Origin of the sequence: Pseudobacillus sp. FSL P4-0506, from assembly GCF_038003025.1 — a bacterium.
Taxonomy (GTDB): domain Bacteria; phylum Bacillota; class Bacilli; order Bacillales; family Domibacillaceae; genus Pseudobacillus.
The window spans coordinates 2,512,075-2,528,086 of record NZ_JBBOOI010000001.1 but is presented as its reverse complement, the minus strand read 5'-3'; the positions used below and the strand labels follow the sequence as shown (position 1 = coordinate 2,528,086).

Annotated in this window: 18 protein-coding genes; 4 read left to right on the top strand and 14 right to left on the bottom strand. The window is 36.0% G+C overall.

Annotated features, from left to right (window positions below):
- Positions 1-63: 63 nt before the first annotated feature.
- The 5 genes from MKZ02_RS12725 to MKZ02_RS12705 all read right to left on the bottom strand — a co-directional run bounded on the left by MKZ02_RS12725 (position 64) and on the right by MKZ02_RS12705 (position 1,634).
- Positions 64-276 (bottom strand): YqaI family protein, encoded by a 213-nt coding sequence (locus tag MKZ02_RS12725; protein ID WP_340853867.1) that lies wholly within the window; start codon positions 274-276, stop codon positions 64-66.
- 104 nt (positions 277-380) lie between these two features.
- Complete coding sequence (locus tag MKZ02_RS12720; RefSeq protein ID WP_340853866.1) at positions 381-533, bottom strand: hypothetical protein; 153 nt, start codon at positions 531-533, stop codon at positions 381-383.
- A gap of 56 nt (positions 534-589) precedes the next feature.
- Positions 590-1,123 (bottom strand): helix-turn-helix domain-containing protein, encoded by a 534-nt coding sequence (locus MKZ02_RS12715; protein WP_340853865.1) that lies wholly within the window; start codon positions 1,121-1,123, stop codon positions 590-592.
- Between the two features lie 63 nt (positions 1,124-1,186).
- The gene (locus tag MKZ02_RS12710; RefSeq protein ID WP_340853864.1) at positions 1,187-1,369 is read right to left on the bottom strand and encodes a helix-turn-helix domain-containing protein; all 183 of its coding nucleotides are present in this window, start codon (positions 1,367-1,369) and stop codon (positions 1,187-1,189) included.
- 31 nt (positions 1,370-1,400) lie between these two features.
- Positions 1,401-1,634, bottom strand: coding sequence for a helix-turn-helix transcriptional regulator (locus MKZ02_RS12705; RefSeq protein ID WP_340853863.1), 234 nt, complete (start codon positions 1,632-1,634; stop codon positions 1,401-1,403).
- Between the two features lie 161 nt (positions 1,635-1,795).
- Between MKZ02_RS12705 and MKZ02_RS12700 the strand changes: the two genes are divergently transcribed.
- Together MKZ02_RS12700 and MKZ02_RS12695 are read left to right on the top strand one after the other, a co-directional pair.
- On the top strand, positions 1,796-2,164 hold the full coding sequence (locus MKZ02_RS12700) for a helix-turn-helix domain-containing protein (RefSeq protein ID WP_340853862.1): 369 nt from the start codon (positions 1,796-1,798) through the stop codon (positions 2,162-2,164).
- A gap of 196 nt (positions 2,165-2,360) precedes the next feature.
- Complete coding sequence (locus MKZ02_RS12695; protein WP_340853861.1) at positions 2,361-4,127, top strand: DUF262 domain-containing protein; 1,767 nt, start codon at positions 2,361-2,363, stop codon at positions 4,125-4,127.
- Between the two features lie 440 nt (positions 4,128-4,567).
- Here MKZ02_RS12695 and MKZ02_RS12690 read toward each other — a convergent pair whose 3' ends face one another.
- The 7 genes from MKZ02_RS12690 to MKZ02_RS12660 form a co-directional block, all read right to left on the bottom strand.
- Positions 4,568-5,281 (bottom strand): hypothetical protein, encoded by a 714-nt coding sequence (locus tag MKZ02_RS12690; protein WP_340853860.1) that lies wholly within the window; start codon positions 5,279-5,281, stop codon positions 4,568-4,570.
- A 51-nt stretch (positions 5,282-5,332) separates the two neighbouring features.
- Entirely contained in the window at positions 5,333-6,163 is an 831-nt protein-coding gene (locus MKZ02_RS12685; RefSeq protein WP_340853859.1) for a DUF5677 domain-containing protein, read from the bottom strand.
- 437 nt (positions 6,164-6,600) lie between these two features.
- On the bottom strand, positions 6,601-8,175 hold the full coding sequence (locus MKZ02_RS12680) for an NACHT domain-containing protein (RefSeq protein WP_340853858.1): 1,575 nt from the start codon (positions 8,173-8,175) through the stop codon (positions 6,601-6,603).
- A gap of 22 nt (positions 8,176-8,197) precedes the next feature.
- Positions 8,198-9,784: an IS66 family transposase gene (tnpC, locus tag MKZ02_RS12675; RefSeq protein WP_340853857.1), complete on the bottom strand. Its 1,587-nt coding sequence runs from the start codon at positions 9,782-9,784 to the stop codon at positions 8,198-8,200.
- A 40-nt stretch (positions 9,785-9,824) separates the two neighbouring features.
- Complete coding sequence (gene tnpB, locus MKZ02_RS12670) at positions 9,825-10,181, bottom strand: IS66 family insertion sequence element accessory protein TnpB (protein ID WP_082090092.1); 357 nt, start codon at positions 10,179-10,181, stop codon at positions 9,825-9,827.
- On the bottom strand, positions 10,175-10,489 hold the full coding sequence (gene tnpA / locus MKZ02_RS12665; protein WP_039238169.1) for an IS66 family insertion sequence element accessory protein TnpA: 315 nt from the start codon (positions 10,487-10,489) through the stop codon (positions 10,175-10,177). Before tnpA ends, tnpB begins: the two co-directional genes overlap by 7 nt.
- 79 nt (positions 10,490-10,568) lie before the next feature.
- A complete protein-coding gene (locus tag MKZ02_RS12660) occupies positions 10,569-10,964 on the bottom strand; it encodes a hypothetical protein (RefSeq protein WP_340853855.1) in 396 nt (131 codons plus the stop codon).
- Positions 10,965-11,534: 570 nt separating this feature from the next.
- Between MKZ02_RS12660 and MKZ02_RS12655 the strand changes: the two genes are divergently transcribed.
- Positions 11,535-12,146 carry a hypothetical protein gene (locus MKZ02_RS12655; protein ID WP_340853854.1) on the top strand — a complete coding sequence of 204 codons (612 nt, stop codon included), beginning with the start codon at positions 11,535-11,537 and terminating at the stop codon, positions 12,144-12,146.
- 96 nt (positions 12,147-12,242) lie between these two features.
- Here the strand turns inward: MKZ02_RS12655 and MKZ02_RS12650 are convergent, their stop codons facing one another.
- Positions 12,243-13,115, bottom strand: coding sequence for a GIY-YIG nuclease family protein (locus tag MKZ02_RS12650; protein WP_340853853.1), 873 nt, complete (start codon positions 13,113-13,115; stop codon positions 12,243-12,245).
- Positions 13,116-13,617: 502 nt separating this feature from the next.
- Between MKZ02_RS12650 and MKZ02_RS12645 the strand changes: the two genes are divergently transcribed.
- Positions 13,618-14,820, top strand: a complete 1,203-nt coding sequence (locus MKZ02_RS12645; RefSeq protein WP_340853781.1) for an IS110 family transposase — start codon at positions 13,618-13,620, stop codon at positions 14,818-14,820.
- A 432-nt stretch (positions 14,821-15,252) separates the two neighbouring features.
- Here MKZ02_RS12645 and MKZ02_RS12640 read toward each other — a convergent pair whose 3' ends face one another.
- Complete coding sequence (locus MKZ02_RS12640; protein WP_340853851.1) at positions 15,253-15,780, bottom strand: DUF2199 domain-containing protein; 528 nt, start codon at positions 15,778-15,780, stop codon at positions 15,253-15,255.
- Between the last annotated feature and the right edge of the window lie 232 nt (positions 15,781-16,012).

Here is a 16,012-nt window from a genome sequence, read left to right as displayed (position 1 = left end):
TTACATATAGAAGCAATCCTATATTTTCTAAACATTTGACTCGCTCTGCCAAGCGAGTCTTTTTCATTCCGCTGTTTTAAAGGTTGCCCCAAGATACTCAATTAAATAATCCTCCAAATTCTTTTCTAAGATCACTTCCCCATTGATTTCAATAATGTCATCCCCTACTAAGATTTCATCACCGAAAGCATCCATACCAACATGTTCTGGCTGACTCATCATGTTTGCATAACCTGTTTCCATCGTGCGAGTAATTGTAGGATGTTCAATATTCATTTGATCCACCTTCCTTTTCATTTACTAATAATGTGAATATTCCCATTAAAGGTAAAATGTGTTACAATATTCTTATTAGCCCATATGGCGGTGAGCAACTCCAACTAGCTTGCCGCTTTTCCTTTTGAGGCGAAATAACGTTTTTTAGCTTCAAACTCTACTGATAAAAGTAAAACTGGATTATCCCTCATTTCCTGACAAAGCTTTCTTACTTCAGAAGCCTTCATTAAACGACTTGCTGATAAAGTGAAATACATTTTCGGCATCCCCCTATGTGAACGGTTCTTTTTCTGTTATCTAATTGACACTCTACTTATAACAGCCATCCTTTTGCCTTCCATTGAGGCAGCAACTTCTTAATCCGCTTTTTAATTGGAATGCCATATTCTTTTTCTAGCATCATATTCAAGTTATCGATGAATGCCCTAGCTTCAAGCAACTCGTCCATCATTTGTGCAATGCCTTCTTTTTCATGTTCATCAATGATGCTAGGCGGTTTAGCTAAACAGACTGTTTGTATCTTGTTAAGAGCCTCAGTTATCTCTCTTTCTGCATTTGCTTCTAGTGCCAACCGATGCCTTTCTATAGCTGGTCCTTTTAAAACCGGTGAAGTGTAACCATCGGAAAACTCATAGAGCAACTCTCCTATGTACTCCGGGCTGTCTTCATACACTCGGATTGATTGTTTAGCAATGTCTTGTTGCATTCTTCTGCGGTCATTCTTATAATGGCTAACCAATTGTTTCGAGATATTGAGGTCCAACGCCATTTGTTCGTTTGTCATGTCCTCTTCTATCAGCAAGTTTCTTACGGCTTCTCCGACTTCTGCAGACGGTTTAATCGTCATAATCCTTCCTCCTTTGTATTTGGCTTTTAATTTTTAAATACAGAAATTAGTAGTATGGTAGATTTAAGAAACTACCTGTTGTTCTTGTTGACGAATCCAGTCATCAATAGCTGCTGTGGTGAAAAAGATGCGGCGACGTACTCTAAAATGTGGGATCTCTTTTTCACGGACCATGTTGTAAATTGTGTCCGTGCATACACCCAGATAATCAGCAGCTTCCTGAACGGTCATTGTTTGGCGGTTCATTTAGCTTACCTCCTTATTGACACATTTAGTTTTATTGAGCAATTTTAGTTTTTGTATGAGAATCTTGTTCTTTTTGATTATAAAAAAGGTATGCTACATCTTTTTCTAGAATTTTAGAAAGAGCAAATGCATCTTTCATTCGTGGTACAGATACGCCGTTTTCCCAATTCGAAACTGCTGCTTTAGTATAACCAAGCATTCCAGCAAGTTCTTCTTGGGTGAATCCCTTTTTTATTCGGGCTTTTATTAAACGATTATTTTTCAAATCATTCACCCCTTTGTATGATATTCTTGTACTTCACACCCTAATTATATGTACAAGTTTCTTATACGTCAAGAGTTTTTATATGAATTTCTTGTACTTTATTTTTATTATTTTGCCATTGTTGTACAATAAACTTGTACATCTTAAAAGGAGCGTTGTTCATGTTATCAAAAAGATTAAAAGCAGCGCGTTTAAAGAAAAAGCTTACACAACAAGAGCTAGCTAACCGCCTAAAAACCACTAAAGGCACGATAAGTAACTACGAAAACGGCCATAGTACGCCGTCCAATGAAATGTTAAAAGAACTGGCTCTAGTTTTGGAAGTAAGTACTGACTATTTACTCGGAGTCACCGATTCAATAAATACTTCTTTAACTCACCTTCCAGATGATGAAGAAGAAATGAAGGAATTCTTCAGTAATCCTGAATTGAATTTGTTCTTTAAAGAAATGAAGGAATCTCCAGAGGAGCAGCTAGAGGAGTTGCGGGAGATTTGGGAAGTTATCAAAAAGAGAAATAAGAAGAAATAGTATATGCGGTTTTGTTGAGCACGCTAAGGCGTGTTTTTATTTTAAACGTCTATTGGTACTTTTTTCATCTTATGTATAATTTATCTTGAGTTTTGATCCTTTATTTTCCTTACTCATTCGAAAATTATTATGTTTTGACATAGAACCTTCAATTACCTAAGAAGTAATAATCCTATAAAATAATGGAGGTATTAAAATGAAAGCCACGGAAACAAATTTTCTAATGTTTTTAAAAAATCCAAAACAATTAGTAATCCCTATTTATCAACGTACGTATAGTTGGACAAAAAAACAGTGTGCTCAATTATGGAACGATATTGAACGTTTAGCGAAGGATGAAACTCTTTCAGCACACTTTTTAGGATCGATAGTTTATATAGAAAAAGGCCTGTACCATGTAACTTCAGTGCCTCAGCTTCTAGTAATCGATGGGCAACAAAGATTAACAACTTTGAGTCTCTTATTATCAGCCTTCTCTGAAGTGCTAGATGAAAAGATAAAGACTTGTGAAACGATTACAGCAAAAAAAGTTCGTAACTACTTTCTTTTTAATGCTGAAGAAGAGGATGACACACAATATAAACTACTTTTAACACAAAAAGATCGCCAAACATTTATAGATATATTAGAGAAAAAAGAGATCAAGGACGATTATTCAAAAAGAATCATCGAAAATCAAAAATATTTTAAGGACAATATAATACAAAGCAATTTTACTCTAGATCAAATTTATCAAGCTTTAAATAAGTTAATTATTGTTGATATTGCATTAGATCGTGATAAGGACAATCCACAGTTGATTTTTGAGAGTCTCAATTCTACAGGACTTGATTTGTCACAGGCGGATTTAATACGGAACTATTTTCTTATGGGCTTACAACCCAAAGAACAAGAAACGCTCTATAAAGATTATTGGTTTAAGCTAGAAATGAAATTTGATCAACTACAAGACTCTAGCTACTTTGATCGTTTCATTCGAGATTATATTACACTAAAAACAGGTGTCATACCTAAAATTGGCTCAGTATATGAAGCCTTTAAATCTTATGTTATTGGAAACCCCAAGTTAACTACTAAAGAAATTATTTCTGACGTTTACACATTTGGAAACTATTATATAAATATTAACTTAGAAGATAAAGATCCAGATTTAGAAAAAATATTCCATGATATTCGCACCCTAAGAGTAGATGTTGCGAATCCTTTCTTAATGCATGTCTATAATGATTTTACTCAAGGTATTATTAGCAAAGACGAATTAATTACTGCTTGTAGATTAGTAGAGAGTTATGTATTTAGACGTGCTATTTGTGGCATACCAACTAATTCACTTAATAACACATTTGCCTCTTTGTCAAAAGAGATTAATTCAAATGACTATATAAATAGTTTAAAAGCAGCCTTTGCATTAAAGACCTCTTATCGACGTTTTCCATCTGATGAGGAGTTCCGTCGTGAGTTAGTAGTTAAGGACTTGTATAATTTTAGAGGTCGCAATTATTTATTGAGAAAACTAGAAAATTATAATCGAAAAGAGATTATCCAAGTAGAAAATTACACTATTGAACATATCATGCCACAAAACAAAAATCTTTCAGAAGAGTGGCGAAAAAGCTTAGGACCTGATTGGGAAGCAATCCAATCCAACTATCTTCATACTTTAGGAAATCTGACTTTAACCAGCTATAATTCTGAATTAAGTGACCACTCCTTTTCAAAAAAACTAAATTTAGACGGTGGCTTTTCGGATAGCCCTCTTTGGCTAAACAGGAGCGTGTCTAAATACACGGATTGGAATGTCAATACAATTGAAGAAAGAGCAAACGTTTTATCTGAACGTGCAATAAAAGTGTGGAAGTTCCCTACTCTTTCTCAAGATCTTATAAATGTATATCAGAACAAGAAAAATCAAAAAGGTGAAACTAATCAGACACTGGAAAGTTATGCGGATACATTTAACTAAGAAAATAAGAAGGAAGAAATAACTTATATATCTTGGTGAGCACGTTGCGTGTAGCTTTGTAATAAAGTTTGATTAATTAACGATATAAATCTTAAGATAAGAGCAAATATAAAGAGCATGTTTTGAAAAGCATTGTTCAAAACATGCTCTTTTTAATGTGATGAATTAGTTTCTTTGTAATAAAGTTTGATTGTTTTTCAAAATCCTTAGTTTCACTAAAGCCCTCGACAGTTTAAATACAATATTTGATAACCTCTCTTTTAGAAAAAAGAAAAAATATGCTTCTAGTTGATGAAGCGCCCTCATTAGTTCTCCTTTGCAAATGGTTAACTGAAAAAATTACGGTTAACATTTTGAATATTTTAGCAAACTTTACTTAGAATTGTTTCCTATCGTTTTATGGGGTTATGAAAAATATAATCAGTCACTAATAAAAGATCCTATGCTGTATATTTATTCAGTTTATTTGAATAATCCCTTAATTTTACCGTTAAATTATTAAATCCTATTATTCCATCATCAAAATAAGATAAATCGGTTTTTTCAAAACTAACTTGTTGTCCTTTAAATCGGTTTAAATAAATATCAAAATGCTCTTCTATCTTAATAATTATTTCCGTAAGTTCGTCATCATTAAATAAACTTTGCTTTGATAAAGAAGAGATTACCTCATTAATTTCTGTATGTTGATAATTAAAATACTCGAACCAGTTTGACAAGATAAATGTTTGTGTACCATTAACTTCCACAGGCTGATAAGGGTTGATTTTACTGCAGCATTTATTGACTAAATCCTTTGTTAATGTTTTTTTACCAAGGTTTCCATTAGTTTCAATATCACCGTATCGAATTAATGCTTGTTGAAGCTCTGTATTAAGGCGTATGATTTTTTGTATTTTGTTATGTGTATACGTACGGCCTTTGACCTTGCTATTAAATTGTGAAAGGTGCTGATTAATAAAGAAAAAAATAAAAGCCGAGATATATGAAAGAGAAAGAGTATATGTAATTTTTCCAATTTCATAAAAATACGGTAAGAACTCGGGCTCGTTTGCAAGATAAAAGACGTATGTAATTACAAATGCTAAAGCAAAAAGAAGTCCGTATCGGAGTGATTTATTTACACTAATAAATCTATAAAGTATTTTTTTCATTCGTAGTCGTCCTTTAAGTGAATTAGTTAAATCTCAAATCAAGATATGATTTTATGAATTTTCATCCAGTGATTCACCAAATAGAGTAAAAACAAACTCTTTAAATTCTGCTATCTGGTTTTGTAAATATTTATTTATAATCTTATTAGTAGTATTTGTTAGAAAACTTCTAACTAAATGTACCGGCATCAATGGTATTTCTGTACTTCTAATGGGGGCCAATAATAAATTATGATTTGGGTTAGATAGATTTGTAATTGCTTTAAGGCCATGCGCCTCTGCTGACATCCCCTTATATAGTATAGAATGAACACCTTTTAAAGAGGTTTTCTTCGATAACTCACTTAGACTACTTGGACCATTGTAGAGAGAGTACCATTTAGGCGGGTATTTAATTCCTAGTTTTCTCATAGTCCTTACAATTTCCTTTTTAAAACTTATAAATTCAGCATCTAGTAATTTATTATTCATTTGTCTTTTTAATATCAGGGTTTCTCTTGGTAATAAAGGATCTTTAACTAGTAGCTGTTTATTAATAAACAATACCTCTTCAAACAACCACGTACTATAATAGGATAAAGCCTTTCGATTAATATCTTTTTCATCTTTAAACATAAAGTCTAGTTGTAAAAACACTTCATAAGCAGCTCTTGCAACAGATATTGATGGACTTTCTAATCGATAGTCAGCTAGAACAAATACGCCGTCTGCAGTTTCAATTAATTTTCGATAAAGAGTAATTATCGTAAGCTCTTCATAGTGAATAGAATTCATTTGTGTTAGTTCTTCTAATATAGATTGACTATACCTGATTACTTTGCTTAAATTGTTTAACTCATCAGGCAGATTTAAATCTAACAGTGAATATGTTAAGTTATCCATTTTATTCTCCTAATAAAGGCTTTTTTAATATTTAACCGTTATTGCTTATCTGCTTCTAATTTAATTTGATTTAATTCTATACAAGGTTTGGAGATTTTTAGATGCTGCTAGCATTAAAATACTTCTTTAAAAAGTTGTCGCTTTATGTCAAATTTTCATATTGAGCAAAAACTTTAATCAAACGCCATGTTAATTTCATATATAACACAATACTCAAAATCGGTAGTTTATTTTTAATCATATTCGCTTTACTTCTAATACATCATAATATAATGTCGACTGAGGTATTAACATCTATTGTTAAAAACAACTCGTCAAATAAAAAACCGCACCAATAGATGAAGAGAGTGCGGCTTTGTAAAAGTTCAACTTTATATGAGCATACTAAAAAGCTGCATAATTGTATAACCCTTAAATTGAATCTAAATCCATATATCTTAAACGTAGCTTTTATCTTTCCTTGAAAATAGATCTCTTATTGATTTCCTATTACTATGTCTCTCTTTTAACTTCTCTAGTATTAAGAGGGAGTATTTTAAATAATGAATATGTCTTCTTGACACAGTCAGTATATCGTCATTATCTTGTTTAGGATTGGTCATATAGTTATTTATATCTAATATTGCTCCCCGCTTTTCACTAATTCGCCTATTATAAATCTCTTCCATTTCACTATAATGCTTTAATCTTGTTTCACTGTTTTCTTGTAACCAATCACTAGTATCAAAATCAATATCTTCTTGCATTATCTTCATATATTTATTATTTACAAACCTCGTCGTATACATATACCTTATATTATGAAGCTTCAAGGTAAACGCAGCTGATAAACGATTCTTTTTGCTGACGTCATTATGCTGCTCTTCAATTCCGTGGGTTGATTTGTCCCCTATTGTAACACTCTTAAATGATAAATCTAGAAATTTAAGAGCGGAAATATCTTTATCTGAATCCTCAATTAAAGATTTTATCTCCTCTAGCATTGGGATAAGAAAATTTTTTTCTAGCTTAACTCTATTAATTTCAAATAGCATGCTAAATACTGTATCCGTATGTAATGAACCTGGATTCTGTTCTGCTAGCTCAAATAAGTAATCTTTTTGTTCTTCATCAGTAAGACTATTTATAAATTTAGCCGTAAAATATTCTTGAAAAGAGCGATGCTGATACTTATATTCTGCTCCATCTAAGGTTAGAATGCACACAGCTTCACTCAGATCAACACTAAAATCATTAGAATCAAAACTTAAACCCGTAAAATCCTTAGCCTGTCTAATATACTCTATTAATAAATCCTTTTCAAAAGTAGTTATTGAATTCAAATAACTTATAGCTGAAAAAGCACTTAATGCATTTTGAAAATCATCATAAGCAAGACCATTTTTCTCAAAAAACTTTTCTCTTACAAAAGAGCCTTTTCCCGCATCATGTTTAGCATAAAGAACATCAAATGCTCTTCCATAAAAAATATGTATTTTATCTGGTATCTCAGCAAACTCCTGGTATGTTAATAGCATTATAGTTAATAGTAATGGGTTTGAGCAGAATGATTGATGTTTTTCAAATAACCCTTCTTGGCTAAGTTGTAAAATAAATTTTTCTTTTACATCTACATCATATTCTAGGTTTTGTAACAATTCGATAGCTTTCTGTTTAGTTAAGGGTTCTACAGTAAAATCACAAAAATTATCCCAGCCTCTTTCCAACATAGAGTTTTTTCGAGAAGATACAAAGTAATGATTATCTTGGTATTTATTTGTTACCCGAGATATTTCTTGTGAAATGAAAACTTTTTTCTTTTCTTTGACTTCATCGTAGCCATCTAAGAATAATACGTACCTTCCACTATTCAGTGATTCAATAAAAAGTTCTTTTTCTAAGGTGAAGTTTAAATTCTTTAAAGAATCAAATATTAAATCTTCTAGGTTATAATCGTCTTCTTTTTCATTAATATTTTTCAGTTCTACAAATATAGGTATAAAGTAAGCGTCAAAAAGGGCCCACCTGGACAACGGTTGGGCCTTTGTGCTGTCATTATTTTGTTTTCTTAGGAATCCGGCATTCCCCTGGAATGCTCTTCGACCAAGGGAGGAGGCTGTCTATCGCTTGTTCATCGGTTCTATCGATCAAAGGGAGTTGCTCCAGAACGTACGTCAAATAAGCAAATGGATTAAGATGATTCTCCTTTGCCGTTTCAACAATACTGTAGATCACCGCGCTGGCTTTCGCCCCTTTCATCGATTGGGAGAACAGCCAGTTTTTTCGTCCGATGACAAATGGTTTGATAGAGCGCTCGCTGCGGTTATTATCGATCTCCAGACGGCCGTCTTCTAAGAAAGTGGTCAGCCGCGGCCATTGATTCCGGCAATAGGCGATTGCTTTTCCTAGAGCACTTTTTGGTGTGACCCGCTGGCTTTGCATTCGAAGCCAGCTTGAAAAAGCATCCAGCACTGGCTGGCTGCGCTCTTGGCGGATGAGCTTACGCTCATCGGGCGTCACTTCCTTGGTGTCACGTTCAATGGCAAATAATTGATTGCAGAACTGCAGGCCTTCTTCAGCCGCCGTCGGCGTCTCTTTGCCTTTTGCTTCTGAAGGCAGAGCCGTGATCGCTTCATCGAATTTGCGGCGCGCATGAGCCCAGCACCCGGCAAGCTTTACATGGGCCAGGTCATTATAGCCTTGATAGCCATCGACATGGAGATATCCTCGGAAGCCCGAAAGGAAAGCCTTCGGATGTTTGCCTGCACGAGTCTGGCGATAATCAAACAGAATGTTCGGGGCAGCGTCTGATCCTGTCCGATATAGCCACATATAGGATTTCGAACTGGCTGGACGCCCTGGTTCGGAAAGAACCTGCAGGCTCGTCTCATCGGCATGCAGGATATCATTCTTCAAAAGATGGGCGTGCATTCGGTCATAGAGATGCACGAGCCAATGGTTTGCCCCATATAACATCCAATTTGCCAGTGTCTGGCGTGGCAGGCGGACACCCAAACGCTCCAATTGCTTTTCTTGGCGGTAAAGAGGCTGGCTGTCTACATATTTTTGGCTCATGATATACGCCATGGCGGAAGGAGAGGCCAGGCTGCCTGGATACATAGGCGCAGGCATAGCTGCGGTCACGACAGGCGTTTCCGTTCCTTCGCGCTCACATTGGCGGCAACTATAAACATGGCGCACATGCTCTACTACTTTTACCTGGGCAGGGATGATTTTCAATTCACGGCGCACTTCCGTGCTCATTTCATGAACAGCTCCGCCACAGCACAAACAGACTTGCTCATCGGCAGCTAAACGATAGTGGATCGTTTCTGTCGGCAGGTTTTCCAGTTTCTCTTTCCGTTGGCCCTCGCGGTTCTTAGTCCGCAGAACCACTCGTTCCACATCCGGCTCCTCGATTTTCTCATCTGCCGTTGCCTCGGCTTCGTTGAAAAGAGAAAGGGCGAGCTGGTCGGGACTGGTTTTTTCGCTCGAAGAGCCAAACTTCTTCTGCTGGCTCAGGCGGAATTGTTCCTCCAGCCAGTTCAGTTTGGCTTGGAGCGCTTCATTCTGTTTTTGAAGCTCCGCGTTTTTCGCTTCTAATTCTTCAATTGTCTGAGAGGGAAGGGTCAATTTTTTCATAATAAAAAGGATTCGGCTTTTTTCGCCAAAATCCTCTTTTTCACACGATTATTTTCGCAGAAACTCTGCCATGTGCCTGCGTTTGTTCAAGGGTGAGGCCGTCCAGCAGCCAGTTCAGCTGGCGGTGGCTGATCGCCATTGGCTGGGCGGAGGAAGGATCGGGCCATTGAAAGATTCCTTTCTCCAGCCTGCGGTAATAAAGCCAAAACCCGTTGTACTCCCAGTGCAGAATCTTCAGCTTATCCTTTTTCCGATTGCAGAAAACAAACAGACATGGAGAAAAGGGATCGAGCTGGAATCCTTCCTGTACGATCGCAGCGAGTCCATCAATCGATTTGCGCAAATCGGTGCTTCCACGGGCGAGATATACACAGTCTACTTTGGCCGCATTTAGCATCGGCTTTCTAGTACCCGGATTACATCGAGCAGAAGCTTTTCATTGAGAGGTTCCTTAATTTCAATTTCGCATACGCCGACTTTTATGGTAAGGGAAGCTTTATCCTCGGGTCCATCGGTGACATCAAACCTCATCCACTCCGAAGGAGAAGCCGGTGCAGAGGCAGCCGAGTTCTGCCTTCTTAGCCAGTAATAGAGCCGATGAGTGGAAACACCATTCTCCGCGCACCACTGCCTGGCGGTCAGCCCGCTTTCCCTGTATGCCTGAATCCGTTCTTTCCACAAGCTCCTCAATTCTTCTTTCTTCATTATAATCCTCCCTATGTTTTTCTTAGGAAGGATTATGCCATAGGATCATATAGATAAGAAGGTGTGCTGTGTTTACCGCTTACGGTATAAAGTTTGTGGATCTTAAAGTATCCAAAAACAAGTGTTTAAACAATGTTGATTTTCCTGTCCCTCCAGTTCCAAATATCGTAATGAAATTCGAGTAAGATAAGAGATCTTCAATATTTTCAGTTGAAATTACGTCATAGCCACATTTAACATCAAGATTCACATAAAATTGATATAAAGGCATAGGTTTATGGCTATATATAATTGTTTTCACCATGTTAAATTTCTGTACGGATTTATTTAAATAATCTTCAAATGCAAAACCGGTCTTGACCATTAGCTCCTTGTATTTTGTCCCGCCCTTACTGTAGATTCCTGCAAAAATCCCTTTTATATTGCTTTGAATAAGATCTACTATAACTTTTGAATAATCAAATTGCTGTTCCACCCTTTGTTCCTCCTATTATTTTAATTTATATAATTAAGCTTTTTATATTATAAAATCAACAACAAACGAAGAGATTATTCTTGACTATCTATATATAAAGAAATTTGATAACTTCCTCACTTTTATCTACTATAAGAATGCTCAATCTCCAGAGCTTCTCAAACTGAATTGATACAGAAAAACCCTCAATAAAAAACCTGTTCATTCTAACTTTTAATAACTAAAAGCTATTCTTCATTAGTTACTCTCACAAGTAATCCATTACTTACGAAACAAGCAGCCAATGATGAACCTTTTAACTCTTTTTTTCTTAAAATGACTTTTGATGTTTTCAAGCAACGGCATTGTCAGTTATCCTAACTTATATGTATTGAATTATAAGAATTATTAAAATCAACTTTTCTTCTTCAATCATTTTGCTCAATAAGTTCTATATGCCTATTATACCGAAACATTTTTAGGTATATTGTCGTTAACTGTCGAATACTGGATATAGAATTTCAAAACAATTTATAGAATAATAGAAGAGAATAATTTTCACATTTGAACATCTAGAAAGGAAAAATGTAAATGGGGAATTTATTTAAAGGTTGTTTGGGCTGTTTAGGTCTGGTCATTTTGTTGTCTCTTGTAGTTGGTGGATGTACGGCATACTTCGGTGCAAAAGAATATGACAAGACGGAGGAATCTGTTACTGAAACACCTGCAGAAAAGACTCCTAATAGTGAGGACGATGAAACAGTCAATAAGAAAGAAGAAACAATAAACGAAGAAAAAGAGGCAGTAGAAAAAGGAAGCTGGTTATCTAAAATTCAGGAAGTAGCCGCTTCAAATAAATCGAAAACCGAAAAATTTGATGAAGTCAGCTTGTATGCTCAAGATTACAACGCTAGTGACAGTGAGCGTGCAGAATTTGAGAATTACATCGTTAAGGAATATAAAACGGGTAAGTATCTAGCAGATATAGAAAATGACGAGTATATGTTGACGAATATCTTTAAAGCCGAAGTTGTTGATACTTACTATGATCATCGAGGACAGGACAATACACCGATCGCCCTCTTCGCTTTCGATTTTTGGCAGAACACAAAGTATACATACAGAGGCGTTGATGATGTGAATAGTCATGAGGTTAAAGCGAATGAGGAACAGATGGATAAGGCTTTGGCGAAGATGTATTGAATAAATGACAACTCCCACTGAAGATGCTTGAATTCAGTGGGTTTTCATTGAAGTATAATGTAACAAACCAAAACATTGGTTTAAGAGGCTTTAAAATTAGTTTGAATTCAATCCAAATGCTCTTGTTCCTAGCTTTTCTTTATATTTATTTTCTTCTCTAATAGCTTCTCTAGGGGTTAAAGCGGCAGGAAGCGTCTGTAAAATTGTATATTTAAATTTATGAATTCGTTCCGGCTCCTTCTCCAATATCTCTTTCAGTTTTTTGTTGTTGCCATGTCCATTTTCCACGTACTTTTTCCAACGTCCATACAGCCCTTCTTTACCGGATGCAGAACCGACATATTGCATTCCATCTGTTGTATCCAAAATGAGGTAAATCCCACCAACAGAAGACAGCGATTTGTACCAAGTCCTATTTACATCGGGATCGCTGATTATTTCCTTGAGTTCTTTGAAAGTCAAATTTATATCATAATAACCGGGAAAATCTTTAACAAATCCTTTCGGTAGAAGCTGTACCACTTCATTTGGGTATGTATCCAACCATACGCACCATCCCTGGGCCACTCCGCTCCAACTAATGACCAATCTTCTTTCTAAATCCTCGAAGCCTATTAGTTTTTCTAAATCATATCTATATCTACTTTCGAGTTTAGCTTTTCCTCTGAACGAAACGTCTTTTCCAAGTGGTAATTCATTAGCTGGCGGAAAACCATCTACTTTGTATGTATTTTTGACCTCGTAAACCCCAACAAAAAGTGCCTGGTTATTGTTTATACCTAGACAGGAGACAAGATATTTACAACCTTTGAATCTATCTTTTTCTTGATAAGATTGGTATAACTCAAATTCATTATTATAAAATAACTCGTGAACATTAACATCTCTTGTATCCTGGTGCCTTGCTATCTTAATCCTCTCAGTAACATCCAACCCGTATAGTCCTAACATTTTCTTTATAGTCAGCATATGTACCCCCATCAATTGTCTATCTGTATTTTCATTATACATTCGATTCTGTGTAACTAAAGTAATAAATTTAATATACAGCCTTCAGTTTTTATTCCTCTATATGTAAAGAAATACTCTTTGGCTAAACAACCTCATAACCAAAAATATAATAGTCTCTGGTATAAGAGCTGTCAGAACAGACACCAAGACACCAAGACACCAAGACACCATAAAAATTAAATGATTTATTATTCAACTAACCTACCTCTATCGTATTATAAGGTCAGCCAGATTTTTCTGGTTGATCTTTTTTGTTTAGGATTTATCCTATCGGTAGCCGGGGTAGAACGTACCTGCCCGTGGAACAACGATTCCGCCAACTAACCTGTTCGCCCCCTACTTGTAGAAACATGTTTGAGGCTGGTTGGGACTGCGATCCCGTATAACAAGCGAAGCTATGAAACTGCAAGCAGGAATTAGGGGTTACCGGCAATCATTCAATCAGGAGGAGATAACAAGCATGAACCCAGTAATTGGTCTGGATGTGGCGAAAGGTGAAAGCCAAGCCCAGGCATTTTTAGACAAAGGAAAACCTTATGGAAAGAGCTTCGGCATTCAGCATACACGTGAGGGATTAGATACATTTCTTCACTTTCTAAAAGAGGTGGAAAAGCAGACAGGACATCAACCTGCGGTCGTTTTAGAGTCAACAGGACACTACCATACTCCCGTCATTCAGTTTCTGGAGGAACATTATTACCTGTTTATTGTCATTAATCCTATCATCTCTTATCAAGCGAAAAAAGCCAGTCTACGCAAGGTAAAAACTGATGCCATTGATGCCTATCATCTAGGGGAACTTTACTACAAAGAAGAACTTGAACCGTATAAAAAAAGAGGAATTCAGCTTTTAAACCTCCGACATTTGACTAGGCAGCATGAAACCCTGACGGGTTTATGTGTTCAAGCCAAGTTACAGTTTCATTCAATTTTAGACCAGGTGTTTCCTGAGTATAGAGGTGTGTTTGGTGACTTGTACTCCAAAGTATCTCTGCATACTTTATTGGAGTTTCCTACGTCAGAAGCTATATTAAACGCTGGAGAAACGAAAGTAGCTGAAAGAATTGCCATACTATGTATGAGCCGTTCCGAACGGTGGGCAAAGGAAAGAACAAAAAAGCTAATGGAGGCAGCCAAACGAAATCCATTTCAAAGCATTATATATCACAGTCACCTCATCAGCCTAGAAATGTATATCAAGATGGTTCTCCAATACCAAGAGCATCTAGCTCAGTTGGAGAGCAAAATTGATGCCCTAGCTGGAGAACTGGAAGAATATAAGATTATCCAATCAATCCCTGGTATAGGAGAAAAGATCGCCGCCACGATTATTTCTGAAACAGGAGAAATTAATCGGTTTAATCATCCTAAGAAACTGGTGGCCTTTGCCGGTATAGATCCTAGTGTTCACTCATCTGGTAAGTTTACAGCTACGATCAACCGTATCACCAAACGAGGCTCAAGCAGGCTTCGGCATGCCTTATACATGGCTGTTCTCTGTGGTATTAGAGGTTCCCGAAATAAAAAGCTGAAAGCTTTCTATGACAGAAAACGAGAAGAAGGAAAACCCTTTAAGGTGGCAATTATAGCCTGTGCCAACAAGCTAATTCATTGGATTTATACTCTTTTGAAACGCAAAGAACTTTTCCTTGACTTAGATTAGAAAGAAATTTTAATTAAAAAACCCAAAACCTTCCACATAGAAAATGGAAGGTTATTTGGCATGTCTATTTTTAGTATAGCATCTAATTCTTAAAATATTTATAGAAAAATATTGACAAACTATTAGCTGGGTTAGTGAAAAAAGAAAATCATAAAAATGGACTTTTAATCATACTTAATTATGATTTATCAACGGGTATAAGATAACACACTGATCACCCTCCTCACTTTTAACTTTTGGCAGAACACAAAGTACAAAGTATATGTACAGAGGCATTGATGTTGTGAATAGCCATGAGGTTAAAGCAAATGAGGAACAGATGAATAAGTCTTTGGCGAAGATGTATTGAATAATCAAAACTCTCGCTGAAGAAACATGCAGTAGGAGTTTTGATTTGTTTGCCTGGTATCCCTGTTAGTTCACCAAGAAAAGTTATTGTTGTTCCTCTGCGTCACATAGTTCTTCTGCAATCTGCTTTATACGTTCTATTGTTATCCCTTCTCTTTGTTCTTTAGCTAAGGGGTGTTCAGTTGGTTCTAACTCAATATAAGGACGTACTCCAACGGAACGAGTATGAACCATTGTTTTTAAATTTACTGTTTCGGGATAGCAAGGAATTGAAGTTGATAACCAACCAAACATCGGCTCTAGTTCTAGTTCTCTTTCCTCCACTTCCCAATAATCATTAGTTTTATCAAAATTCCCTTCGCTTAATGAAACCCAGACATCCCAAATAAATGATCCCTCTCCATCTAATATGGGAATTTCAATACATCCACGGATAAAAAAATACTCATTGTCAATAATGCACAAATCTTCGTTCATCTCTATTCGACCCTCATGTTCCTCTGATGGTATGTCGTAACAATAATCTGGAACTGGACTTCCATAACTCATTGGAAGTTCAGTGTGATACTTTCCACAACGTCTACAAAAATAACTTTCTTGATAATCACTCATTCTATAACCTCTCCTAGAAAAAATAGCTTTTCCTCAATATTACCTCTAAAACTCAGTAAATGATTAATATTTTTCTTCTTCAACTAACCTACCCCTATAGTTGTTGTTGCTGTGAATAGCCATGAAGTTAAAGCAAATGAGGAACAAATAGATAAGGCTTTGGCAAAGATGTATTGAATAAATGAAAACTCCCACTGAAGAAATTTGAATTCAGTGGGAGTTTCACTTTGTT

Bases quoted from the DNA above. Each gene is read 5' to 3' on its own strand.
- MKZ02_RS12725 (WP_340853867.1), bottom strand. From the start codon at position 276: ATGAATATTGAACATCCTACAATTACTCGCACGATGGAAACAGGTTAT.
- MKZ02_RS12720 (WP_340853866.1), bottom strand. From the start codon at position 533: ATGTATTTCACTTTATCAGCAAGTCGTTTAATGAAGGCTTCTGAAGTA.
- MKZ02_RS12715 (WP_340853865.1), bottom strand. From the start codon at position 1,123: ATGACGATTAAACCGTCTGCAGAAGTCGGAGAAGCCGTAAGAAACTTG.
- MKZ02_RS12710 (WP_340853864.1), bottom strand. From the start codon at position 1,369: ATGAACCGCCAAACAATGACCGTTCAGGAAGCTGCTGATTATCTGGGT.
- MKZ02_RS12700 (WP_340853862.1), top strand. From the start codon at position 1,796: ATGTTATCAAAAAGATTAAAAGCAGCGCGTTTAAAGAAAAAGCTTACA.
- MKZ02_RS12695 (WP_340853861.1), top strand. From the start codon at position 2,361: ATGAAAGCCACGGAAACAAATTTTCTAATGTTTTTAAAAAATCCAAAA.
- MKZ02_RS12690 (WP_340853860.1), bottom strand. From the start codon at position 5,281: ATGAAAAAAATACTTTATAGATTTATTAGTGTAAATAAATCACTCCGA.
- MKZ02_RS12685 (WP_340853859.1), bottom strand. From the start codon at position 6,163: ATGGATAACTTAACATATTCACTGTTAGATTTAAATCTGCCTGATGAG.
- tnpC (WP_340853857.1), bottom strand. From the start codon at position 9,784: ATGAAAAAATTGACCCTTCCCTCTCAGACAATTGAAGAATTAGAAGCG.
- tnpB (WP_082090092.1), bottom strand. From the start codon at position 10,181: ATGCTAAATGCGGCCAAAGTAGACTGTGTATATCTCGCCCGTGGAAGC.
- tnpA (WP_039238169.1), bottom strand. From the start codon at position 10,489: ATGAAGAAAGAAGAATTGAGGAGCTTGTGGAAAGAACGGATTCAGGCA.
- MKZ02_RS12655 (WP_340853854.1), top strand. From the start codon at position 11,535: ATGGGGAATTTATTTAAAGGTTGTTTGGGCTGTTTAGGTCTGGTCATT.
- MKZ02_RS12650 (WP_340853853.1), bottom strand. From the start codon at position 13,115: ATGCTGACTATAAAGAAAATGTTAGGACTATACGGGTTGGATGTTACT.
- MKZ02_RS12645 (WP_340853781.1), top strand. From the start codon at position 13,618: ATGAACCCAGTAATTGGTCTGGATGTGGCGAAAGGTGAAAGCCAAGCC.
- MKZ02_RS12640 (WP_340853851.1), bottom strand. From the start codon at position 15,780: ATGAGTGATTATCAAGAAAGTTATTTTTGTAGACGTTGTGGAAAGTAT.